The sequence below is a fragment of the Tenacibaculum sp. E3R01 genome (genome assembly GCF_003318185.1).
Lineage (GTDB): Bacteria > Bacteroidota > Bacteroidia > Flavobacteriales > Flavobacteriaceae > Polaribacter > Polaribacter halocynthiae.
In genome coordinates this window covers 29,740-54,413 of the sequence record NZ_QOCC01000012.1, presented here as the reverse complement: position 1 = coordinate 54,413, position 24,674 = coordinate 29,740, and the positions used below count along the sequence as shown (strand labels likewise).

Here is a 24,674-nt window from a genome sequence, read left to right as displayed (position 1 = left end):
TAATTAATCTATTTTTCTTTTATTGAACCAATTAATACTATTTAAAGATAAACTTAATTTTACATTAAAATAGTTTTCTTTAATTAGATTATTAATCATTGTCCCCCTTTGTCCATACTCAAATCCTATATTAACACTAGATAATTGCTTTGGAAGTGGTAAACCAAATCCAATATTTATGCCAAAGTCATTTATTGATGTTAAATTATTTCCTGTTCCAGTTCCATCTGCTAAAACACCCATTTTCTCAAACCTAACACCACCTCTATAAGTAACTCTATCCCAGTAACTTGATATTGAATTTAATTTAGGAAGATAATATCCCCCTATTGAAAATTTACTTCCTCTTTCATATCTAAATGCTTGGCTATTTCCTATAACATTAATTCCTTGTGAACTAACTACCGCATCTTTATACTCTTGATTTATTCCTATATACCACTTATTTACTTTTCCTAAACCTACACCAAATACAGTTTTGAAAGGCATTGTTAAATTTCCTGATATTGATTTATCATAAAGTATTTTTCTTACCTGTTCAGCTCCTGAAGTAGCAATAGATAAAGAATACATTCTTTCGGCTCCATTTGCTGATAAATCACTATCAAAAGTAACAGCAGCTCCTGTGTATAATTGTAATTTATTCTTTAATTCTTTTTTATACTGTGCACCAAATTTAAATTGCCCTCCCCTAAGGTTTAATTTTTCTTGGTGCTTAGTCCCTAACATAGTTCCTTGAACTTGATTTAAAATATCATTTTGCAAACTTCCAAAAATAAAACCAACTTCAGCACCTACAGAAAACCCATCGAATAAATAGGTACCAAAACTAGCATATAGTCTATTTGTACCTCCTATTCCTGTGAACCTTGTAAGCTCTTTAATGTTATCACCATCATATACTCTATTTAACAATGAGTACCCTACAGATGAAAACGGTTGTAATCCTACAGAAAAACCTGCTTTCTTACCTATTGGAAATCCTAACGAAACATATCTTAAACTAGTTGAATTACCAGATTGAGATGAATTAGACTCTTTTAAGTTTAAAAAAGTTAAACTTCCTCCAATAGCATAAGTAGCATATCTTAAATCTGCATTCGCAGCTGGATTTGTAAAATTTAAATGGTATGTATCTTTTAAGGCAACTCCAATACCTCCCATTGAAGACTGTTCAACAGTTAATGGATCAAAATTTTCCCCTATACCAAAATAAGAATATGGTGACGCACTGTTACTTTGCGCTACTATTGCTGTTGTACTTAATACTAATAGTCCTATTATAAACCTCTTAATCATCCTCTAAATTATATATCAAAATAGTATGTAATCCCTCCAAAACAAAATTTGGATGGGCAAATATGACACTTTTTAATTGTTCTGCCAAGAATTTTGTATCTCCTCCTGTTAAAACAATTGTTAAATCTTGATACCCTGCTTTATACTGATTAATAAGACCTATAATTTCATTATATACTCCATTTATAACTCCAGAATGTATAGAAGTATCTGTATTTCTTCCTATAAAGTCAGAGATATGTGTTTGTTTTAATAATGGTAATTTTGATGTAAATGTATTTAAGGCTCTATATCTCATTGCTATACCTGGGGAAATAGCACCTCCTAAATATTTTTTATCTTTCGTTATAAAATCAAACGTAATACAGGTTCCTGCATCAATAACTAAGGTGTTTGTATCTGGATATTTCTTTACAGCTGCGGCTGCTAATGCTATTCTATCAACTCCTAGCGTCTTTGGAGTATCATACATATTCTCAAAAGGTACCTTAGTTTCATGATTTAGAATAATAGGGTTGATTAATTCTATTATTTTTTCTTCTTCTTTTTCGGAAAATGACGCTACAGAAGATACAATACTATTTAATATTGGATATTTTAAAATAATTTTTTCCAATTCTTCAATTATTTTCACTTTAAGAAACACCATCCTATCAATGACTACATCATTCTCATAAACAGCTACTTTGACTCTTGTATTACCTACATCAATTATTAAAAACATACTTATTTTTTAAAAAAAACAAAGTTACAATACATTTTTTTAGTTTTTTTATTTTGTTAAATTGAAAAACGATTGTATATTTGCATCCGCTTAACGAAAGTAGCAACTGGTGCCTTAGCTCAGTTGGTAGAGCAAAGGACTGAAAATCCTTGTGTCCCTGGTTCGATTCCTGGAGGCACCACAAATAAAAATCATATTTTATGACTTTTATTTTACTAAATGCTACAAAAATTAAGTACCAATGGTGCCTTAGCTCAGTTGGTAGAGCAAAGGACTGAAAATCCTTGTGTCCCTGGTTCGATTCCTGGAGGCACCACCACCAAAGCCCAGACTTTTAGTTTGGGCTTTTTGGTTTTATATAACCAAAAAAAAGCCGTTAAAAACGACTTTTACACTAAAAATTCAAACAAATTTGGTTTATTATTCAAGTACTCTCCATAAAAATTACGCTCTTTCATTCGAGCTATTAACGGAGATAAATCTTCCTTTTTTTCCAATTCCACTCCAACAACTGCTGGTCCATTTTCTCTACTAGTTTTTTTAGAATACTCAAAAAAAGTGATATCATCATTCTTACCTAAAACATCTATTACAAACTCTTTTAAAGCTCCTGCACGTTGAGGAAACCGAATAATAAAATAATGTTTTAAACCGCCATATAACAGAGCTCGCTCCTTAATCTCTGCCGTTCTTGTTATATCATTATTACTTCCACTAATAACACATACTACGTTTTTACCCTTAATTTCTTCTTTAAAAGTATCTAAAGCTGCTAAAGTTAAAGCTCCAGCGGGCTCAACTACAATAGCGTCTTTATTATACATATCTAGAATAGTTTGACACACTTTTCCTTCTGGAACCGTAATCATATCATCTAAATTCTCTTTACATATTTTATAAGTTAATCCACCTACTTGTTGTACCGCAGCCCCATCAACAAACTTATCTATTTCAGACAACTTAACATTCTCATTGTTTGCAATAGCCTGTTGCATTGATGCTGCTCCTGCTGGCTCAACTCCTATTATTTTTGTTTTCGGGGACAACAGTTTAAAAATACTTGAAAGCCCTGAGGCTAAACCACCACCACCTACAGGAACAAATACATAATCTACTGATTCATTTGCTTGTTCTAAAATCTCTAAACCAACTGTCGCTTGTCCTTCTATAATTTTTTCATCATCAAAAGGATGTACAAACGTTTTACCCAAACTATCTGATATATACTTTGCTGCTTTATAAGCATCATCAAAAGTATCTCCTGTAAGCTGAATATCTACAAACTCGCCTCCAAACATTTTTACTTGCTCTAACTTTTGTTTAGGAGTTGGAGCAGGCATGAATATTGTTCCTTGAATTTCTTTCTTTTTACAAGCCAAAGCAACACCTTGAGCATGATTTCCTGCACTAGCACAAACTATTCCATTAATCAACTCTTCATTAGTTAATGAACTTATTTTGTTATACGCTCCTCTTATTTTGTACGATCGTACTTGCTGTAAATCTTCTCTTTTTAAAAAAATATTTGAATCCAGTTTTTTTGAAAAAGTATAATTCAACATCAAAGGAGTTACTGCAACTACCTCTTTCAAAGTAGCTGCAGCTTTATTCACATCTTTTAATTTAGGAAAATAGATGTTTTTTGTCTCCATATTATAATTGTTTCATAGCTGTCATTGAAGCCCTTAAAGTTTCACCTATTTTTTCAACTGGGTGATTTCTTAAAGCTTTATTTACAGCTATTAATTCTTGGTTATCAACTTTACCTGTTCCTTTATATGGCTTACCTATAATATCAGTTGTAACAGTTTTCATGAATTCAGTTAATAAAGGCTTACATGCATGATCAAATAAGTAACAACCATATTCAGCAGTATCAGAAATTACTCTATTCATTTCATAAAGTTTCTTACGTGCTATAGTATTTGCTATTAATGGAGTTTCATGTAATGACTCATAATAAGCAGACTCTTCAATAATTCCCGCCTCTGTCATAGATTCAAAAGCCAACTCAACACCTGCTCTTACAAAAGCAACTAATAATGTACCGTGATCAAAGTACTCTTGCTCAGAAATTTCCTCTTCGGTAATTTTTGTTTTTTCAAAAGCAGTTTCACCAGTGGCTGACCTCCAACTTAATAGGTTTTTATCATCATTACTCCAATCTTCCATCATCGTTTTTGAGAAATGCCCAGACATTATATCATCCATGTGCTTATAAAACAACGGACGCATTATTGTTTTTAACTCTTCTGACACTTGAAAAGCTTTTATCTTTGCTGAGTTTGACAACCTATCCATCATATTAGTGATACCTCCATGCTTTAAAGCCTCAGTAATAGTTTCCCATCCAAATTGAATCAACTTAGCAGCATACCCAGGTTCAATACCTTCTTCAACCATTTTATCAAACGATAAAATTGCTCCAGTTTGCAACACTCCACATAGAATTGTTTGTTCTCCCATTAAATCTGATTTCACCTCAGCGACAAAAGATGACTCTAATACACCAGCTCTATGACCCCCTGTAGCAAATGCATATGCTTTAGCTTGAGACAACCCTTTACTTTCAGGATCATTCTCAGGATGAACTGCTATTAAAGTTGGTACCCCAAAACCTCTTTTATACTCTTCACGAACTTCCGTTCCTGGACACTTTGGAGCCACCATAATTACGGTTAAATCCTTACGTACCTGCATTCCTTCTTCAACAATATTAAACCCATGCGAATAAGTTAATGTAGCACCAGATTTCATTAATGGCATTACAGTTTTTACAACATTAGTATGTTGTTTATCTGGTGTTAAATTACACACTAAATCAGCAATTGGTATTAACTCACTATATGATCCTACAGAAAATCCATTTTCAGTAGCATTTTTATACGACTGACGTTGTTCTTTAATTGCTGCATCACGTAATGCATAAGAAATATCTAAACCAGAATCACGCATATTTAAACCTTGATTTAAACCTTGTGCTCCACATCCAACTATTACAACTTTTTTTCCTTTTAAAGCTTCAATTCCATCTTCAAATTCTGAAGATTCCATAAATCTACATTTACCTAATTGAGCTAGTTGTTCCCTTAAAGGTAGTTGGTTAAAATAATTTTCCATTGTTTGTTTATTATATAAAATTTTATTTATTGTATTTATTTTTCTAATGCTTTTAACATCTCAGAAACTGGCATTTCCTTTTTTGTAATTGCAATTCTACCCGAACGAACAAATTGCATGATTCCATGCTTATCTAAAATATGATAAAGCTCTTCAACCTCTTCTTTAGAACCAGATTTCTCAAGTACAAAAAAGTCTTTATTAATATTTATAACTCTTGATTTACTTCCATTTATTATTTTTTGAATTTCATCATTATCAGTTAACAAATCAGTACTCAACTTAAATAAACAAGATTCTTGATAAATAGTTTCATCATCAGTGTGATAAAATGCTTTAATAACTTCTACCTGCTTTTCTATTTGCCCTATTATCTTTTTAACTTCATCTTCAGTCAATTTTACTAAAAGTGTAAATCTAGAAACGCTTTTTATTTCTGATTTTGAAACGTTTACACTCTCAACATTTAAATGTCTTCTTTGAAATATTGCTGAAATTCTATTCAATAAACCAATATTATTTTCGGTATATATTGATATGGTATATGTTTGTTTAGTATCCATAATTACTCTAATCTTATATCAGAAACTGAAGCCCCTGTTGGTATCATTGGAAATACATTATCTTCCTTTTCTACACAAACCTCCAAGAAAAATGCTTCTTCTGACTGCATCATTTCTTGAACTGAACTTGCTAAATCTTCTCTTTTAGTTACTCTATTTGCTTTTAAATGATATCCTTTTGCTATGGCAATAAAATCAGGGTTAACCATTTCAGTAGAGGCATACCTTTTGTCAAAAAACAATTGTTGCCACTGACGTACCATACCTAAAAACTCATTATTAAGTACTACTATTTTAACAGCTGCTTTTGTTTGTAAAATAGTACCTAGTTCTTGAATAGTCATTTGATATCCACCATCTCCAATAACCGCAACAACCTCTCGTTCAGGCGCCCCCATTTTAGCTCCAATAGCTGCAGGTAAAGCAAATCCCATAGTTCCAAGGCCTCCTGATGTTATATTACTTTTAGTTTGATTAAACTCAGCATAACGACAGGCAAACATTTGATGTTGACCTACATCAGAAACAATAACAGCGTCTCCTCCAGAAGCATTATTAATTTCTTTCATCACTTCTCCCATTGTTAATCCTTCTTTTTCAGGATATAAAACATCTTTCTTTACTTTATCAAACTCAACAGCATCATGCTTTTTAAACTCTCCCAACCATTCTTCGTGAGAATTCTCATTAATTAAAGGCAATATTTTTTGCAAACTTTCTTTTGCATCACCCAAAACAGCAACTTCAGTTTTTACGTTTTTATCCACCTCAGCTGGATCTATTTCAAAATGTATAACTTTAGCCTGCGTAGCATACCTACTTAAATCACCAGTAACACGATCATCAAAACGCATACCTATAGCGATTAACAAATCACATTCATTTGTTAGCTTGTTAGGTCCATAATTACCATGCATCCCAACCATTCCAACGTTTAACGGATGTGATGTAGGTAAAGCAGACAACCCTAAAATTGTCCATGCTGACGGTAAATTCGCTTTTTCTATAAATGCTTTAAACTCTTCTTCTGCTTGACCTAAAATAATCCCTTGCCCAAAAACAACCATTGGTTTTTTTGCCTCATTTATTAAAGTCGCAGCTTCTTGAAGTTTAACTTCATTCACATCAGGTTTAGCTCTGTAACTTCTTACAGAAGTACATTTTTTATATGAAAAGTCAAACTCTTCAAATTGAGCATTCTTTGTTATATCTACTAAAACAGGCCCGGGACGTCCAGATCGAGCTAAGTAAAATGCTTTTGCCATTATTTCTGGAATGTCACTTGCTTTTGTTATTTGATAATTCCATTTAGTAACTGGAGTTGAGATCCCAACAATATCAGTTTCTTGAAACGCATCTGTACCTAAAAGATGTGCACCAACTTGACCTGTAATACAAACCATGGGTGTAGAATCTATTTGTGCATCGGCTATTCCTGTTATCAAATTAGTAGCTCCAGGGCCAGATGTTGCAATAGCAACTCCTACTTTCCCAGATACTCTAGCATATCCTTGTGCTGAATGTGTAGCTCCTTGTTCATGGCGCGTTAACACATGATGAAGTTGATCTTGATACTTATACAACTCATCATACACTGGCATAATTGCTCCACCAGGGTAGCCATACAATGTATCTACTCCCTCAGCAAGTAAACATTTAATAACAGCTTCAGCACCTGATATTTTTTCTGTTTGATTTGTTTTTTGTTCTGTTTGTTCTTTAGTTTTTGTTGCCATTTTATTTTGCTTTATGCTACTAGCTTTTGGCTATAAGCTTCTTGTTATTATATTTTTTTATACTAATATTTAAAACTCATCAGTTACACATCCATTAGATGCAGACGCAACTGTTTTTGCATATTTATACAATACCCCTCTATTTACTTTTAAAGGTGGAGCTACCCATTTATTTTTACGTTCTTTAAGTTCTTCATCAGAAACTTCTAATGTAATTGTGTTTGTTTCAGCATTCAAAGAAATCATATCTCCATCTTCAACCAAAGCAATAGCTCCTCCATCCTGTGCTTCTGGGGTAATATGACCAACTACAAAACCATGAGTTCCTCCTGAAAAACGCCCATCGGTTATTAAGGCTACATCCTTACCTAAGCCAGCTCCCATTATTGCAGCTGTAGGTTTTAACATTTCAGGCATACCTGGACCACCTTTTGGTCCTTCATAACGTATAACAACTACATCTCCTTTTTCTACTTTTCCTTCTCTTATTCCATCATTAGTAGCATATTCACCTTCAAAAACTTTAGCTCTACCTCTAAATGATAATCCTTCTTTACCGGTAATTTTTGCTACTGAACCTTCTTCTGCTAAATTTCCATATAGCATTCTTAAATGACCAGTAGTTTTTATTGGATTTTCTATTGGCTTAATTACATCTTGATTTTCTACTAAACCAGGAACATCTGCTAAATTTTCTGCTAATGTTTTACCAGTAACCGTTAAGCATTCTCCATGTAAAAGTCCTTCTTCTAATAAGTATTTTAAAACCGCTGGCACACCACCCACAGCATGAACATCTTCCATTAAATACTTACCACTTGGTTTTAAATCTGCTAAAAACGGAGTCTCATCAGAAATACGTTGAAAATCCTTTAAAGTAAATTTCACATCAGCAGCTTTTGCTATCGCTAAGAAATGCAATACTGCATTAGTTGACCCTCCCATTATTGTAACCAATCGAATGGCATTTTCAAGTGATTTTTTAGTAACAATATCTGAAGGCTTTATATCTTTCTCTAACAACACACGCAAAGCTTCTCCTGCTTTCACACATTCATCTTCTTTATTTTGGCTAATTGCTGGATTTGATGAATTGTATGGTAAACTCATTCCTAAAGCTTCAATAGCTGACGCCATAGTATTTGCTGTATACATTCCACCGCAAGCACCTGCTCCAGGACATGCTTTCTCAATAACACTTTGATACTCTTCATTATCAATGGTACCAGCTACTTTTTCTCCCCAAGCTTCAAAAGCAGAAACTACATCTAACTTCTTACCTTCATGACACCCAGATGCAATTGTACCTCCATATACTAAAACAGAAGGTCGGTTTAAGCGCAACATAGCCATTAACGCACCTGGCATATTTTTATCACACCCAACAACTGTTACTAACCCATCATAAGACATGGCTTGTACCACTGTTTCCATAGAATCGGCAATAACATCACGTGATGGTAAAGAGAAACGCATTCCTGGCGTTCCCATTGATATCCCATCAGAAACACCTATAGTGTTAAATATCAAACCAATTAAATCTTTATTTTCAGTTCCTTTTTTAACTAATTTAGCTAAATCATTTAAATGCATATTACACGGATTTCCTTCGTATCCTGTACTTGCAATACCTACTAGAGGCTTTTGTAAATCTTCATTTGACAAACCAATAGCATGAAGCATTGCTTGTGCCGCTGGCTGTGTATCATCTTGAGTTACTTGCTTACTAAATTTATTTAACTCCATTTCTTAATTTGTTAAACATTTTTTACGAAGTCCTAAAACTTCATTTTTATATAATTTCATTAATTTATTTCCTTGAGAGTTTTTCCATTCTAAAGGAAATTGATACTCATCTAGTGATTTCAATCCTACAACCTCAGCTGCGGTTCCTGTAAAAAAAGCACTATCAGATTCTTTTAATTCTTTTAGTGTAAAATGTTTCTCTACAACTGAAATTCCTACTTCTTTACATAAATCTATAACAGTAGATCTAGTTATTCCAGCCATAATATGCCCTCTTGGTGGCGTATATAAAACCCCTTCTTTTTCCATAAAAATATTAGCCCCTGAACATTCTGCCACATTATTATTCATATCTAATAATAATGATTCATCATACCCTTCCTTTTTAACCTCATTACTTGCTAATATTGAATTAATATAGTGCCCCGTTATTTTGGCTTCAACAAAACATGATTTAGGATTAGGTCTCTGAAATCTAGAAGTTTTCACACGCAATAGTTCATCTCCCATTAACTTATCCCACTTCCAACACTGTATTATTAAATCAGAACCTTTAGCTGAAAAGACACCCATATTCTCTCCAGTCACAACAAGTGGACGGATGTAAGCATCTTTTAAATTATTCCTTTCTAACAACTCATACGTTATTTTTGTTAATTCTTCTTCAGTATAATTAAAATCTATATCCATAACTTCTACACCATATAGCAAACGCTTATAATGCTCAAAAGCTTTAAATATCTTAGTTCCTTCAGAAGTTTCATAGGCTCTTATCCCTTCAAAAACTCCATTTCCATAATGTAAAGTTTGCCCATACAAATTACCTGAAGCCTCTTTAGCTTTAACAAATTTTCCGTTGTAAAAAATTACAGTTTCATCATTGTAATACATCTTCTAGTTGTTTTGTTTTTCAAAATTATTTTATCAGTTTATTGTTTTTCCTCTATTTTTAATAACATAATGATTCTCATTTCTTATAAAATTAACATAAACACTTAATAACTAATAAATTAACTAAATATTAAAATGACAGTCATTAAACAAAAAAAAGCCTGCATCAATTAAATTGATACAGGCTTCTTTTTACACAATAGCTATCTGCATCAACTCAGTGGTGAGCTAATAATGACAATAATGATAATTACTACTATGTTTAAAAATTGATTCATTTTATTCTAACAAAAAAGGCTTCCTAAATATTTAGGAAGCCTTTTAAAATTTATTTATTTTTTTAAATATTCTTCCTCTATCCTTGTGAAATAATCACAACGACAATAATAATAGAAATAATATTTAATACTTGTTTACTCATGTTGGTTACAAATATTGTAAATTATTTATTGCTTTTCCAAATTTATTTTAAAAAATATTATTTTTAAACAAATATCAACCATTTGTTTAAATGACTGATATTTAAACATTTTTATTATTTTTTCTCTTTTTATTAGGATATTAAAATTAAATTTTGATAGATTTGCAACGTTATGCAAATAAATAAAACATACAATAATACACCCAGTTTATTAGTGCGGTAATTCTTACTAGCACTAAATCTTCATTTTTAAAACTGAGTATTGTATAATTTTATTTTTATATTTTGATTTCCATAATCTACACTTACATCTTATTACTAAGCATTATTACTGTATATAACAGTAATTTTTCAGTGCGCTTTTTTTATACTCGACCTCGCCCGTAAGGGTGATTACTTATTTACAGAACTTAGGTGAGTCCGGTTCTATTCTAAAAACGTTATTCAATAAAAGTATTCATTAAAAATCAATTTCAATGAAAGTTGTTATTGCTGATCAAACTCATAGTAAATACGCTGAAATCATTTGTGAAACAATTGATAATGCAGCAAAAATAAGAGGTACAGGTATCGCTAAACGTAAACCTGAATACATAGTTACAAAACTAGAAAACGGAAATGCAGTTATAGCTTTAGATGGGCATAAATTTGCTGGTTTTTGCTACATAGAGCTTTGGGAACATGGCGAATTTGTTGCTAATTCTGGTTTAATTGTTCATCCAAACTACAGGGGGATTGGGCTTGCAAAAAAAATTAAAGAAACCATTTTTAATTTATCTAGATCCAAATTCCCTAATGCTAAAGTTTTCAGTATAACCACAGGTTTAGCAGTTATAAACATGAACAGTAATTTAGGATATAAGCCTGTTACCTTTTCTGAATTAACTGATGATCAATCTTTTTGGAAAGGCTGTAAAACTTGTATAAACTACGACATTCTTCAAAGAACACAGCAAAAAATGTGTTTATGCACTGGAATGCTATACGATCCTAGTACTAAAACTTCAAAAAATAAAGTAAAGAAGAAAGTATTTCAAAGGTTAAAAAAAATCAAGGAAAATATTTATTTAAAAAAGAACAACAAATGAAAAAATTAGTAATCGCTTATAGCGGTGGATTAGACACTTCGTATTGCGCAGTTAGCTTATCTAAACAAGGGTACGATGTACATGCTGTTAGTGTAAACACAGGTGGTTTTTCTTCGGAGGAAATAAAAAAAATTGAAGAGAATGCTTATAAGATGGGGGTAAGTAATTATCAAAACATTAATGCTATTCATACTTTTTATAATAAAGTAATTAAATATTTAATTTTTGGTAATGTACTAAAAAACAACACCTACCCTCTTTCTGTTAGTGCTGAAAGAATTATACAAGCCATAGAAATTGTGAACTATGCTAAAAGCATTGATGCTAAATTTATTGCGCATGGTAGTACTGGTGCAGGAAATGATCAGGTAAGATTTGATATGATTTTTCAAATTATAGCACCCGAAATTAAAATTATAACTCCTATTAGAGATCAAAATTTATCTAGACAAGAAGAAATTAAATACTTAAAAGATAATGGAATTAACACTTCTTGGGAAAAAGCAAAATATTCTATAAATAAAGGATTATGGGGAACTAGTGTTGGAGGAGAAGAAACACTAACTTCAATTAACCCATTACCTGAAACCGCCTATCCTTCACAATTAAAAAACACTAGTTCTGAAAAAGTAACCCTCTCTTTTGAAAAAGGTGAACTTATTGCTGTTAATAACATTGAAAATAACTCTGTAAAGAACATAGAATATTTAAATACCATTGCATCAAAATTTGGAATTGGTAGAGGCGTACATGTTGGTGATACAATTGTAGGAATTAAAGGAAGAGTTGGTTTTGAAGCTGCTGCAGCTTTATTAATTATCAAGGCTCATCATTTACTTGAAAAACATACGCTAACAAAATGGCAATTGCAACATAAAGAATATTTAGCCAATTTTTATGGAATGCACTTACACGAAGGACAATATTTAGACCCTGTGATGAGAAATATGGAAGCTTTTTTACAGAGTAGTCAAGACAAAGTATCGGGTGTTGTTCATATTACACTGAAACCTTACCACTTTACTCTTGACGGAATCTCTTCCCCTCATGATTTAATGAATGCCAAGTTTGGTAGTTATGGAGAAATAAATAATGGTTGGACAGCAGAAGAAGCTAAAGGTTTTATAAAAATATTTGGTAATCAAAATAAAATATACCAACAAGTTAATCAATAAATCATGATACAAATAGGAATAATTGGTGGAGCTGGATATACCGCAGGTGAGTTAATTAGGCTATTACTACAACACTCTAAAGCGTCTATTAACTTTGTATATAGTACGTCAAACGCAGGCAATAAGATATCACACATTCACCAAGATTTAATAGGTAGTACCAACTTAAAATTCATCAACACTATTAACCCAAACGTAGATGTCCTTTTTTTATGTTTAGGGCATGGAAATTCTAGAAAATTTTTAGAAACTTATACTTTTTCTGAAGACACAAAAATAATTGATTTGGGAAATGATTTTAGGTTAACAAAAGATAATCATTTTCATGAAAAACAATTTATCTATGGGTTACCAGAACTGCATAAAGAAGCTATTCAAAAAGCAACACACATTGCTAATCCAGGATGTTTTGCTACAGCTATTCAACTAGCAATATTACCTTTAGCTAAATCTAATTTACTTAAAGAAGATATACACGTTAACGCTGTAACTGGAGCTACTGGTGCCGGAACTTCTTTATCAAAAACAACTCATTTTACATGGAGAGACAATAATTTTTCTTACTACAAACCTTTTACTCATCAGCATTTAGGGGAAATAAATCAAACATTAAACTCTTGCCAAGAACAATTTAATTCTGAAGTGATTTTTATGCCAAATAGAGGTGACTTTTCAAGAGGGATTTTTGCTACTGCCTATACCAAGTTTGAAGGAACAATAGAAGAAGCCAATGCCCTTTTTACAACATTCTATAAAAAGGCTGCTTTTACTTTTATTTCAGAAGAAAACATACACTTAAAGCAGGTTGTAAACACTAACAAATGCTTAATTCACTTACATAAGCATCAAAATAAACTACTAATAACAAGCACAATAGACAATTTACTAAAAGGAGCTTCAGGACAGGCTATTCAAAACATGAATTTAATGCTTGGGCTTCAAGAAAATGAAGGTCTTCAATTAAAAGCTAACTATTTTTAAATCTAAGAATCATGAAAATCGCAATCATAGGAACAGGAAATCTTGGAAAATCTATTGCTAAAGGATTAATTAGTAATAATCTTACTACGAGCTTATATATTACCAAAAGAAACATCAAAGAATTAAAGGAGTTTGAAAAAAACACCAATATTAATATAACTTCTGATAATAAAGAAGCTGTAACAAATTCTGATATTTTAATTTTTGCTGTTCAGCCAAGACACTTTGAAAATATTTTAAAAAACATCACACCACTTTTAACCGATAAACATACACTGTTATCAACCATAACTGGTTTTAGCATTCATAAAATAGCATCTATAATAGGCAATAATAAGCCTATTATAAGAGCAATGCCAAATACAGCTATTGCAGTTGGAAAATCAATGACTTGCATCAGTTCTAACTCAAACGGAAAAAATAAAATAGAATTAGCTGAAACCATTTTTAATCAATTAGGAAGCTCTATTGTTATCCCTGAAAATCAAATGCAGGCTGCAACAGTAATTTGTGCTAGTGGAATTGCATTTTGGATGCGCTTAATACGTGCATCAACTCAAGCAGCTATTCAATTAGGATTTGATGCAAAAGATGCTCAAAAATTAGCCATGTTTACTAGCGAAGGAGCCGCTAATTTATTAATAACCACTGGAAATCACCCAGAAGAAGAAATAGATAAAGTTACCACTCCAAAAGGATGTACTATTGAAGGTTTAAACGAAATGGAACACAAAGGGCTAAGTGCTGCTTTAATACAAGGCATGGTAGCCTCTTACAATAAAATTAACACTATTAAACAAGAACAAATATGAGTTTATTTGATGTATACCCATTGTTTAATGTCACTCCTGTAAAAGCAGAAGGCGTTTACGTTTATGATAATAATGACAACAAATATTTAGATTTATATGGCGGACATGCTGTAATATCAATTGGACACTCACATCCTACTTATATTAAAAATATAAATCAACAAGTTTCTAAGCTAGGTTTTTATAGCAATGCTATAAAAAACCCTTTACAGGTTGAATTAGCAAAACAATTAGGAAACAAATCTAATTGTAAAAACTATCAGTTATTCTTATGTAATTCAGGTGCTGAAGCAAATGAAAATGCTTTAAAACTAGCTTCTTTCCATACCAATAAGAAAAAAGTAATTTCTTTTAAAAACTCTTTTCATGGTAGAACTTCTGCTGCAGTTGCCACCACAGATAACACTAAAATAGTTGCCCCAATTAATTCTCAACAAGAAGTTATTTTCCATGATTTTGAAGATTTAAAAGGTGTTGAAAAAACACTCAAAAATAATGACGTGTGTGCAGTTATCATTGAAACTATCCAAGGGATTGGAGGCTTAAATGAAGTTACTACTAAATTTTACAAAGGCTTACAAAAACTGTGTAATCAATATGATACACTTCTTATTGCTGATGAAATTCAATCAGGATTTTGTAGAACTGGTGATTTCTTTGCTTTTCAAAAACACAACGTTACTCCTGATATTATCTCTATGGCTAAAGGCATGGGAAATGGTTTTCCCATTGGTGGAATTTTAATACACCCCAGCATACAACCAAAATATGGAATGCTAGGAACAACTTTTGGCGGTAATCATTTAGCTTGTAGTGCTTCTTTAGCTGTTTTATCGGTAATAGAAAATGAAAATCTATTATCAAATGTTAAAGAAGTATCTAATTATTTTATTAAAGAAGCAAAATCATTACCACACTTAACTTCAATTAAAGGGAGAGGCTTAATGTTAGGTTTAGAGTTTAATTTTCCTGTCTCAGAAATGAGAAAAACACTTATTTATAAACATTTCATATTTACAGGAAGTTCTAAAAATCCAAATTTATTAAGAATACTACCTCCTTTAACAATACAAAAAAAGCACATAGATGTTTTTATAAAAACGTTAAAAGAAGAACTTAAAACTTTTTCATCATGAAAAAATATACAAGTTTAAATGACATAAACAACTTACAAGAAACAATTAACAAGGCTATTCTATTAAAAAAAGATCCTTTTAAATTTTCTTCTATTGGTAAAAATAAAACATTGGTAATGTTATTTTTTAATGCTAGCCTTCGAACAAGACTGAGTACGGAAAAAGCTGCAAAAAACCTGGGGATGCATGTTAGTGTTTTAAATATTTCAAATGCATGGAATTTAGAATTTGAAGATGGTACAGTAATGAATTTAACTTCATCTGAGCATATAAAAGAAGCTGCTAAAGTTATTTCTCAATACGCCGAAATAATCGCTATTAGAGCTTTTCCTTCTTTAAAAAACAAAGAAAAAGACGCTTCTGAGTTTGTAATTAATAATTTTATAAAATACGCTGAAGTACCAATTGTTAATATGGAAAGTGCTACAGACCATCCTCTTCAGGCATTGGCTGACGCTATAACAATTACAGAATTCAAAACTGTTAAAAAACCTAAAGTAGTACTATCATGGGCACCACATCCTAAAGCCTTACCACATTCAGTGGCTAATGCTTTTGTGCATTTAATGCATAAAATGGAAGTAGACTTTACAATTACCCATCCAAAAGGGTACGAATTAGACACTTCAATTACAAAGGATACTTTAATTGAACATGATCAACATAAAGCTTTTGAAAACGCAGATTTTATTTACACTAAAAATTGGAGTTCTTATTTAGATTATGGGAAAACAACCAATAAGTTTTCTAATTGGATGATTACTAAGAAGAACTTAGGAAATGCAAAATTTATGCATTGCTTACCAATTAGAAGAAATGTAGTTGCTGAAGATGAAGTTTTAGACAGTGACAATTCACTCGTAATTAAACAAGCTAATAATAGAACCTATGCTACTCAAATAGTTTTAAAACAAATTTTAGAGAACTTATGAAAACTGTAAAAATTATTAAAATTGGAGGAAATATCATCAATAATGAAAAGGTTTTGCATAGCTTTCTTTATAATTTCTCACAACTAGAAGGTCCTAAAGTTTTAATTCATGGTGGTGGTAAATCTGCTTCAGATTTAGCTAAAAAAATGAACACTCCTGTTAACATGATTGACGGAAGACGAATTACTGATGCTCAAACATTAGATATTATTACAATGGTTTATGCTGGTAAAATCAATAAGAAAATTATTGCAAAACTACAGGCTAACAATACAAATAGTATAGGTTTTACTGGTGCTGATGGAAATACAATTAAAGCTACAAAACGCTCTTCTTCACCTATAGATTATGGTTTTGCTGGCGATATCATTAAAGTAAATACGCAAATTCCAATTTTATTAATTAATAATCAGGTAACTCCTGTTTTCTGTGCAATTACTCACGATAAAAACGGACAACTATTAAATACAAATGCCGATACCATTGCTGCTGAAATAGCAATTGCTCTATCAACCAACTACACCACAGAACTTTACTATTGTTTTGAAGAACCTGGTGTTTTAACAGATATTAATAACAAGAATTCAATTATAGAAAACATTGATTCTATTAAATACACAAAACTTAAAGAACAAGGATTAATATTTAAAGGCATGCTTCCTAAGTTAAATAATTGCTTTCATGCCATTAATAACAAGGTTAATAAAGTTTGTGTAGGTAATACTGATATGCTATTCAAAAAAAACACATCACATACATCTATAAAGATATAATGAAACTAGAACTCATAAAAAAAGCAATTGAATTGCTTAAAAATTTAATAGAAACACCTTCTTTTTCTTCCGAAGAAGACCAAACAGCTTTGTTAATAGAAAAATGGTTCAAAGAGTTTAATATTCCATATACCAAAACTGTTAACAATATTTGGTCATTAAACAAACATTTTGATGAATCAAAACCTACCTTATTATTAAACTCACATCATGATACTGTAAAACCCAACAACGGATACACAAAAAATCCTTTTAAGGCCATCATTGAAAATGAGAAGCTATATGGTTTAGGAAGTAATGATGCTGGTGGATGCTTAGTTTCTTTACTAGCAACCTTTACTTACTTTTATTTAAAAGAAAATTTAAAATATAATATCATTTTTGCTGGCACTGCCGAAGAAGAAAGTAGTGGTTCAAACGGATTAAATAGTTTACTGTCAATTTTACCAAAAATTGATGTAGCAATTGTTGGTGAGCCTACTTTAATGCAATTAGCTATTGCCGAAAAAGGGTTAGTTGTTTTTGATGCTGAAATTAAGGGAACTCCTAATCATGCTGCACATCCTAATAACAATAATGCAATTTATAATACCATAGAAGTTTTACAATGGTTTAAAAAGTTATCTTTTGAAAAGAAATCTGATACATTAGGAGAAGTCAAACTAACCGTTACTCAAATAAATGCTGGTAAACAACATAATGCAGTACCTGCTAATGTAAAACTAGTGATTGATGTAAGAGTTAATGATAAATACACGAACAAACAAATTAGCGAATACTTAGTGCAAAATGCGCCTTGCTTTATAAAGCCTAGAAGCCTAAACCTGAATTCTTCTTCTATTCCGATTGATCATGACTTAGTAAAAGCAGGTATTTCATTGGGAAGAAACACTTATGGCTCTCCAACACTATCTGATCAAGCAGTATTAAATTGTCCTTCTTTAAAATTAGGCCCAGGAGATAGTAAACGATCGCATACAGCTGATGAATATATTTATTTACATGAAATTGAAGAAGGTATACAGCTATATATTGAATTATTAAATAACGTAATTATATAAAAAATGAAACTTTGGGACAAAGGACTATCTATAGATAAAAAAACAGAAAATTTCACAGTAGGAAATGATAGAGAAATAGATATACATATAGCAAAATACGATATTAAAGCTTCTTTAGCACACGCTAAAATGCTTGCAAAAACTAATTTTATTACAAAAAAAGAATTAAACTTATTAGTAGATGGACTGAATATTTTACAACAGCAAATTGAAGAAAAAACATTTAAAATTGATTCTAACTTTGAAGATGTTCATTCTAAAATTGAATTTGACCTCACGCAAATCTGTGGAGAAGTTGGAAAAAAAATACATACAGCTAGATCTAGAAATGATCAAGTTTTAGTGGCATTACATTTATACTATAAAAACAATTTACAGTTTATTTCTAGTAAAGTTAAAACTCTTTTTAACACCTTACTTCAGTTAGCTGACACATATAAAACTAAAACTCTTCCTGGATATACTCATTTACAAGTAGCCATGCCTTCCTCATTCGGATTGTGGTTTTCAGCTTATGCTGAATTATTAATTGATGATTTATATATTATAAATGCGGCACTAAAAACAGTAGATCAAAATCCATTAGGCTCGGCAGCTGGATATGGAAGTTCTTTTCCGATTGATAGAAATTTTACTACTGAAGAACTAGAATTCGCTACCTTAAAATACAATGTAGTTGCCGCTCAAATGAGCAGAGGTAAAAGTGAAAGAACAATAGCTATGGCATTAGGAAGCTTAAGTAATACGCTTGCTCGTTTTGCTATGGACATTTGCTTGTACATGAGTCAAAATTTTGATTTCATCTCCTTTCCCGATGAATTAACTACAGGTAGTAGTATTATGCCACATAAAAAAAACCCAGATGTTTTTGAACTAATTAGAGGAAAATGCAATAAAATTCAGTCTCTCCATACAGAAATGGTACTAATAACAAATAATCTACCCAGCGGCTACCATAGAGATTATCAACTCCTTAAGGAAAACATGATACTTGGTTTCGAAGAAACTAAAGACATTTTAGACATTTTCGATTACTCTATTCAACAAATTATAGTGAAAGACGTAGATTTAAATGATGATAAATACAAATACTTATATACTGTTGACAATATAAATACCTTAATTGAAAATGGACAAAGTTTTAGAGAAGCCTATCAGAAAATAGGTAAAGAAGTAACTAATGGCACTTATATTCCTGACACCTCTAAAAAACATAGTCATCATGGTAGTATTAATAATTTATGTTTAGATGAAATCCGTACAAAAATGAGAACTTTATAAATGAAGTTAATCTAAAATTAAATAAATATTAAAAAGACATCTAAACAAAAAACCATTGTTTTTAACAATGTTTTTTTGTTTAGATAAAACTTAAAGATTATTTATTATTAATTGCTTTTTCAATTTTTCTTATAATACGGTCTCCGCTACCAATAGCAAAATACTCTATTTTTGAATCTTTCCCAATAACAAAATGAGTTGGATAAACCTCAACACCATAAAGATTACTAATTTCATCTCCACTTGCTACTATTTGATAATTGAATTTGGTTATTTTTAAAAATTCTTTAATTGATGATTTTTTATCCAAACCTATTGCTAAAAAAATCACATCCTTATTATTTTTATACTTTTCTATCAATTTATTTAAAGAAGGCATTTCATCAACACATGGTTTACAACTTATAAACCAAAAGTTCAAAACTACTTTTTTACCTTTTAAATCATTCAGAGTATATTTTTTCCCATCTATTGTTTCTATTGAAAAGTTTTTCGCTAATTCTCCAGTTGGATTTTTAATATCCTTGTAGGGATCTGATGTGTCTTTATATTTTATTAACACTAAGGCTTTGAAGGCTCCATTCTTATCTACAAACATCTGAGGCATAGCCTTACCGTTATTTATTAGCTCTTTTGCAGTACTTTTTGTAATTTCTGTTCCATCATCTAAAAAAATTAGTGCTATTTTTTTAGGCAACCCTCTTCGCATTAACTCTTCAGAAGAAATGGGCCTTAAACCTTTAGGTAAAAAAGAATACCTTCCTCCTACAATTACTAGAGCTTTGTAATTATTGTTATTATCTACAAACATTTTAGGAAGCACTATTCCATTCATAATTAACGGCATCACTTCTTTTAAAGTTGTTTTTGTTCCGTCTTCATAAAATACTAAATCTAAATTTTCAGGTGGTCCTTTTTTCATTAATTCTTCAAGTGGTAATTCTTTCAAATCTTTAGGAATAAAAGAATACTCTTGTGCTTTTATTGTAATAGTTATAAAAATTACAATTAAAAATGTGAATACTTGTTTCATGTTTTTAGGTTTTTGGTTTTATTATTAATTAATTTACTTACTCTCAAAAAAAAGAGCACATACTTCAGCCATAAAAGCTGAAGTATGTGCTCTATATATAACACAAATGCAAAATTAAAACTCCCTATTTCTTCTTCAGTGATGGAGAATTAACTTGTTGTTATAAATTGAGACGATTAATTATTTATTTTGTTACATCCTCTTGATTAGAGTAAATTTATATTCTATCCTTTTTAATATAGGAAGGTATTGAGTTAAATAATAATATTAGAAAACTTTAAACCCCAAACGGAATTAGAGAATTCATCATTAAATCTAATAATTCCCATTCCTTCTTTATTCCTTTTTACAACATATAAAAACTGTTTCACAACATTTGATTTACTTCTTGATACTTTAAAAAGTAGTTTTACCGTAGAAAAAAACTAATAGCGCTATTATTTTTTTAATGCAAACTAAAAGTAGAGCTCCGAGACTACATTAAAAACGAGGTACATCCTGAAAAACCATAATAGTAAGGACTAACTATTAAACAAAAAAAAATGAACTATTTATTATTACTTGGTAAAACAAACCACCCTATAAAAGAATCATTAGGTAAATTATTTGAAATTAAAGAGTTTAGCAATAAACTTGTTAAAAATGCAGACGCAATACTTATTGATCTTGCACACGTTACTGAATTAGATGACAAAGAAAAAAATGAAATCAAAAAAAACTGTAAGCCAATTATTCTAATTAACAAATCAACAGATAAAGAGTTAATGAGTACTTTTTTAGGAATTGGTTTTAGTGCTGAATTAAGTATTGTCCACTTATATGAAAACAATACATATATTAATCCTATAATTAGTGAAAGTGAAATACAACAATCTGTTTCTGCTTTAGAAACTATTAATATTGAAAATAACAACGGTACTTCACAAGAAACATTAGGTAAAGTAGAATCTTCAAGCAAAAAGAATGTTAATTCAAAACAAGTTATACTAAATCTTGAAGAAATGGCACTTTTGATAGAAGAAAACATTCAAGAAGAAAATTGGACATTTACCTCATCAACTATCAATCGACTATCTACTCCACCAATAGACTTACCCGTAGGACAATACAAAGTATATCACGTGCCTCTTAATAGCGTAATTAACTTATATGATTCTTCTCAAAAAGCAGAAAACGAGATGTTAGTTGAATTTATTCTAGTTGCATCTTATAACCCGAAGCGAAAATATGTTCAAATGAATACTATTGGAGCGGGGTTCAATCCTACTAGTGGAACAAAAATGCAATGGGATGGGACTTATAATAGAGGCTATTTTCAAAACAAAATCGATCTACATTTTGAACCATTAAATAACAGTAAAATAACAACTTATCAAACATCTCCAAAAAATGTAAATGGTGAAACAACATATACCGCTAGTAGTAGTTTTACTGTAGGAGTTGATATTTCAGAAAACCCTGCATTTAAACCAAGTTATACTATAGGTAGCTCAGAATCAACAACAATTAAAGATTTTGAAATTACTAATAATTCTAGTGGGAAAAAAGCAGACTGGACTTTTCAACTATCACAGACAAAAAATTCTATGTGGGACATGTTCAAAAGCCCATTTATGAAAAAAGGACAAGTAAAATCAGTTCCTAATCTAGCCAAGAAAAACCTTCAACCTGTATGTACTTCTGTTTGGATGGTAGATGAAACATCAGGTGTGTTTAATGATTCCGTTTCATATAATTTAAGATGGAACGTTGAATATTACCGTTGTTGGGTTACAGGAAACTGGGCTAGCTTTACTAAACATGTTCAACCACTTGATTATAATAAAACTATTAACTTTTTAGTCGATTACTCAAAAGTAAACGCGTAATAGCCAAACATAAAATCAAAAAAATTAACCGCAAACTGTTTTGAATACAACGTTTGCGGTTTTACGGCACTACTATAAATAAACATCTATCTATTATAGATCATACAACGATAATGACTTTTATTTTAACAAAATTATTTAAAATTAAACCCCTAACCAACTATTAAATTCAGCAGTTTTATTTTGACTTGTTTTTAAAATTGTTTTACTATTTAATATATTTATGGCAATACTATTTTTATCATATCTGCTTATTTTTTCAATATAAATCCTACTAACAAGTTCACTTCTATTTATCTTAAAAAAATTTTTAGAATCCACCATCTCTTCTAACGATTTTAAAGATGTTTGATTTAAAATATGTTTTTTATTTTCTTTATCAAAAGCAAATACAACACCATAATCTGCTTGAAAGTATAGAATATCTTCTATTTTTAAAAAGTAAGTATACTTCGATGTTTTTACAGGAAAATGATCTTGAAAAACTTTAGTTTCCTCAATATTTCTATTAAAATAAGAATCTAGCTTCAGCAATAAATCATTATTCTTTAGTTCAGAAGCTGTACCTGTATTAAGTATAAAATATTTTTCCAATGCTTTTTCAAAACGATCAAATGAATATGGCTTTAATAAATATGCAATACCAGTAGTTTCAAAAGCATCCATCCAAAATTGATTATAAGCAGTACAGAAAATTATAGGTGATTTTAGTTCTAATTTTTTATATGCATCAAAAACATTTCCATCAAGAAGTTCTATATCTGAAAAAATTAAATCTACTTCTGGTTCATTTATAAAAAATGTTAAAACATCCTCTACAGTTTCTAACTCTTTTATAACTTCTACTGGATGTTTTAATTTTTCAATATACTTTTTTAACTTTCTTCTGGCTGGCATTTCATCCTCAACCAATACCACTTTAATCATAGTTATTTAAATTAATTAACGGGATTTTTATTTCAAAACACTCAGTATTATCCTGAATAAGAATAGGCTCTTTAGTAAGTAATTTAAATTGTTTAATCATATTTTTCAAAGCTACTCCATTGCCCTTTGGTTTATTTTTAAAAGCTATTTTATTATTAATTATTTTAATTCCATTTTCTATAGCTTTAATGTTTATATAAATTGGTTTTTTAGAGGTCCCTCTATTATGCGTTATAGCATTTTCAACTAAAACCTGTATACAAAACGGTGGTAATTCAGCCTTTAAAGCTTTTACTTCTTCATCTATTTTTAAAAAATAATATCCATCATATTTTACTTTCATCAATTCAAAATAGCCTTCTGAAAAAGCAAGTTCATCTTGTAATAAAACTATTTCTTTATCAGAATTTACTAAACTATAACGGTATAGTTCAGAAAAATGATTTAAAAAAACACTAGCCTTATTTTTATCTTCTTCTATTAAATAATCTAAAACATTTAAATTATTGAATAAAAAATGAGGGTTCAATTGTGTTCTTAATTGAATAACTTCACTTTTCACTCTACTAATTTCGTAGTCATTTACTTGTTTTTGAAATTTTCTGTTTTCTTTAAAATATAAGTATACTAAAGAAAAACTTCCAAAAATCATAAAATCTATTGCTGAACCTATATTTTTATAAATCAATAAATATAAAGACCCAAAGTTTCTAGAATAAGTATCAAAAAGTAAAGAAATTAATAAACCAAAAATATTCCTCAACACTATATATGAGAATAAGCCAATACTAAAAAACAGCAAATACTTCTTAAGTAATGAGACTTGTAATGTTGAATTATTAGCTATACGTTTTTTTATAAAAGACACCCATAAAAAAATAAAAATAGCTTGTAAAAAGAACCAAAATGGGGCATCAGTATGAAAAGTGAAATTTTCCCAAGAATTTGAAATTCCAAATTGATTTTTTAAAATAAACAACCAACTAAAGAAGAACAGAAAAATTAGAAATTCTTTATTCTCTCTTAAAAAATTTGTTTTTATTTTCATATCTATAACAACAAAGATATCATATTTGTAATAAAAACTTTACTGTTAGCTTCATTACA

21 protein-coding genes and 2 tRNA genes are annotated in these 24,674 nt (G+C 30.4%); 12 read left to right on the top strand and 11 right to left on the bottom strand.

Translation table 11 applies throughout. The features are described from left to right. Window positions 1-3 precede the first annotated feature (3 nt). Both DS884_RS01780 and DS884_RS01775 read right to left on the bottom strand, forming a co-directional pair. On the bottom strand, window positions 4-1,299 hold the full coding sequence (locus DS884_RS01780; RefSeq protein WP_113785551.1) for a hypothetical protein: 1,296 nt from the start codon (window positions 1,297-1,299) through the stop codon (window positions 4-6). Further along, window positions 1,292-2,023: a type III pantothenate kinase gene (locus DS884_RS01775; RefSeq protein ID WP_113785550.1), complete on the bottom strand. Its 732-nt coding sequence runs from the start codon at window positions 2,021-2,023 to the stop codon at window positions 1,292-1,294. The genes DS884_RS01780 and DS884_RS01775 overlap by 8 nt, the downstream gene beginning before the upstream one ends. Window positions 2,024-2,131: 108 nt before the next feature. Here DS884_RS01775 and DS884_RS01770 point away from each other — a divergent pair. Further along, a tRNA-Phe gene (locus DS884_RS01770) sits at window positions 2,132-2,204 on the top strand. Between the two features lie 62 nt (window positions 2,205-2,266). Further along, a tRNA-Phe gene (locus DS884_RS01765) sits at window positions 2,267-2,342 on the top strand. A 70-nt stretch (window positions 2,343-2,412) separates the two neighbouring features. On the opposite strand, the gene ilvA is transcribed toward DS884_RS01765, so the two are convergent. The 6 genes from ilvA to DS884_RS01735 form a co-directional block, all read right to left on the bottom strand. Beyond that, entirely contained in the window at window positions 2,413-3,675 is a 1,263-nt protein-coding gene (gene ilvA / locus DS884_RS01760; protein WP_113785549.1) for a threonine ammonia-lyase IlvA, read from the bottom strand. Window position 3,676: 1 nt separating this feature from the next. Further along, complete coding sequence (gene ilvC / locus DS884_RS01755) at window positions 3,677-5,143, bottom strand: ketol-acid reductoisomerase (RefSeq protein WP_113785548.1); 1,467 nt, start codon at window positions 5,141-5,143, stop codon at window positions 3,677-3,679. A 35-nt stretch (window positions 5,144-5,178) separates the two neighbouring features. Continuing rightward, window positions 5,179-5,706: an acetolactate synthase small subunit gene (gene ilvN, locus DS884_RS01750; protein ID WP_093870447.1), complete on the bottom strand. Its 528-nt coding sequence runs from the start codon at window positions 5,704-5,706 to the stop codon at window positions 5,179-5,181. Window positions 5,707-5,708: 2 nt separating this feature from the next. Further along, a complete protein-coding gene (ilvB, locus tag DS884_RS01745) occupies window positions 5,709-7,442 on the bottom strand; it encodes a biosynthetic-type acetolactate synthase large subunit (RefSeq protein ID WP_113785547.1) in 1,734 nt (577 codons plus the stop codon). A 69-nt stretch (window positions 7,443-7,511) separates the two neighbouring features. Continuing rightward, window positions 7,512-9,188, bottom strand: coding sequence for a dihydroxy-acid dehydratase (gene ilvD, locus DS884_RS01740; RefSeq protein WP_093870445.1), 1,677 nt, complete (start codon window positions 9,186-9,188; stop codon window positions 7,512-7,514). 3 nt (window positions 9,189-9,191) lie between these two features. After that, complete coding sequence (locus tag DS884_RS01735) at window positions 9,192-10,079, bottom strand: branched-chain amino acid transaminase (RefSeq protein ID WP_113785546.1); 888 nt, start codon at window positions 10,077-10,079, stop codon at window positions 9,192-9,194. 897 nt (window positions 10,080-10,976) lie between these two features. On the opposite strand from DS884_RS01735, the gene DS884_RS01730 reads away from it, so the two are divergent. Genes DS884_RS01730 through argH form a run of 9 tightly spaced genes read left to right on the top strand, consistent with a single transcriptional unit; the run spans window position 10,977 to window position 19,739 of the window. Further along, window positions 10,977-11,588, top strand: a complete 612-nt coding sequence (locus DS884_RS01730; protein WP_093870443.1) for a GNAT family N-acetyltransferase — start codon at window positions 10,977-10,979, stop codon at window positions 11,586-11,588. Further along, complete coding sequence (locus DS884_RS01725) at window positions 11,585-12,763, top strand: argininosuccinate synthase (protein WP_113785545.1); 1,179 nt, start codon at window positions 11,585-11,587, stop codon at window positions 12,761-12,763. Before DS884_RS01730 ends, DS884_RS01725 begins: the two co-directional genes overlap by 4 nt. 3 nt (window positions 12,764-12,766) lie before the next feature. Beyond that, window positions 12,767-13,744, top strand: a complete 978-nt coding sequence (argC, locus tag DS884_RS01720) for an N-acetyl-gamma-glutamyl-phosphate reductase (protein ID WP_113785544.1) — start codon at window positions 12,767-12,769, stop codon at window positions 13,742-13,744. An 11-nt stretch (window positions 13,745-13,755) separates the two neighbouring features. Next, window positions 13,756-14,556 carry a pyrroline-5-carboxylate reductase gene (proC, locus tag DS884_RS01715; RefSeq protein ID WP_093870440.1) on the top strand — a complete coding sequence of 267 codons (801 nt, stop codon included), beginning with the start codon at window positions 13,756-13,758 and terminating at the stop codon, window positions 14,554-14,556. Next, the gene (locus DS884_RS01710) at window positions 14,553-15,692 is read left to right on the top strand and encodes an aspartate aminotransferase family protein (protein ID WP_093870439.1); all 1,140 of its coding nucleotides are present in this window, start codon (window positions 14,553-14,555) and stop codon (window positions 15,690-15,692) included. The genes proC and DS884_RS01710 overlap by 4 nt, the downstream gene beginning before the upstream one ends. After that, window positions 15,689-16,624, top strand: coding sequence for an acetylornithine carbamoyltransferase (locus DS884_RS01705; RefSeq protein WP_093870438.1), 936 nt, complete (start codon window positions 15,689-15,691; stop codon window positions 16,622-16,624). The genes DS884_RS01710 and DS884_RS01705 overlap by 4 nt, the downstream gene beginning before the upstream one ends. Continuing rightward, window positions 16,621-17,397 (top strand): acetylglutamate kinase, encoded by a 777-nt coding sequence (gene argB, locus DS884_RS01700; protein ID WP_113785543.1) that lies wholly within the window; start codon window positions 16,621-16,623, stop codon window positions 17,395-17,397. The genes DS884_RS01705 and argB overlap by 4 nt, the downstream gene beginning before the upstream one ends. After that, the gene (locus tag DS884_RS01695) at window positions 17,397-18,458 is read left to right on the top strand and encodes a M20 family metallo-hydrolase (protein ID WP_113785542.1); all 1,062 of its coding nucleotides are present in this window, start codon (window positions 17,397-17,399) and stop codon (window positions 18,456-18,458) included. The genes argB and DS884_RS01695 overlap by 1 nt, the downstream gene beginning before the upstream one ends. A 3-nt stretch (window positions 18,459-18,461) precedes the next feature. Beyond that, window positions 18,462-19,739, top strand: coding sequence for an argininosuccinate lyase (gene argH, locus DS884_RS01690; protein ID WP_113785541.1), 1,278 nt, complete (start codon window positions 18,462-18,464; stop codon window positions 19,737-19,739). 97 nt (window positions 19,740-19,836) lie between these two features. Here argH and DS884_RS01685 read toward each other — a convergent pair whose 3' ends face one another. Next, window positions 19,837-20,772 carry a peroxiredoxin family protein gene (locus tag DS884_RS01685; protein ID WP_113785540.1) on the bottom strand — a complete coding sequence of 312 codons (936 nt, stop codon included), beginning with the start codon at window positions 20,770-20,772 and terminating at the stop codon, window positions 19,837-19,839. A 542-nt stretch (window positions 20,773-21,314) separates the two neighbouring features. Here DS884_RS01685 and DS884_RS01680 point away from each other — a divergent pair. Next, window positions 21,315-22,640, top strand: a complete 1,326-nt coding sequence (locus tag DS884_RS01680) for a hypothetical protein (RefSeq protein ID WP_113785539.1) — start codon at window positions 21,315-21,317, stop codon at window positions 22,638-22,640. Window positions 22,641-22,784: 144 nt separating this feature from the next. Here the strand turns inward: DS884_RS01680 and DS884_RS01675 are convergent, their stop codons facing one another. Both DS884_RS01675 and DS884_RS01670 read right to left on the bottom strand, forming a co-directional pair. Next, complete coding sequence (locus DS884_RS01675; RefSeq protein ID WP_113785538.1) at window positions 22,785-23,567, bottom strand: LytR/AlgR family response regulator transcription factor; 783 nt, start codon at window positions 23,565-23,567, stop codon at window positions 22,785-22,787. Continuing rightward, complete coding sequence (locus tag DS884_RS01670) at window positions 23,560-24,615, bottom strand: sensor histidine kinase (RefSeq protein ID WP_113785537.1); 1,056 nt, start codon at window positions 24,613-24,615, stop codon at window positions 23,560-23,562. Before DS884_RS01670 ends, DS884_RS01675 begins: the two co-directional genes overlap by 8 nt. Window positions 24,616-24,674: the final 59 nt, after the last annotated feature.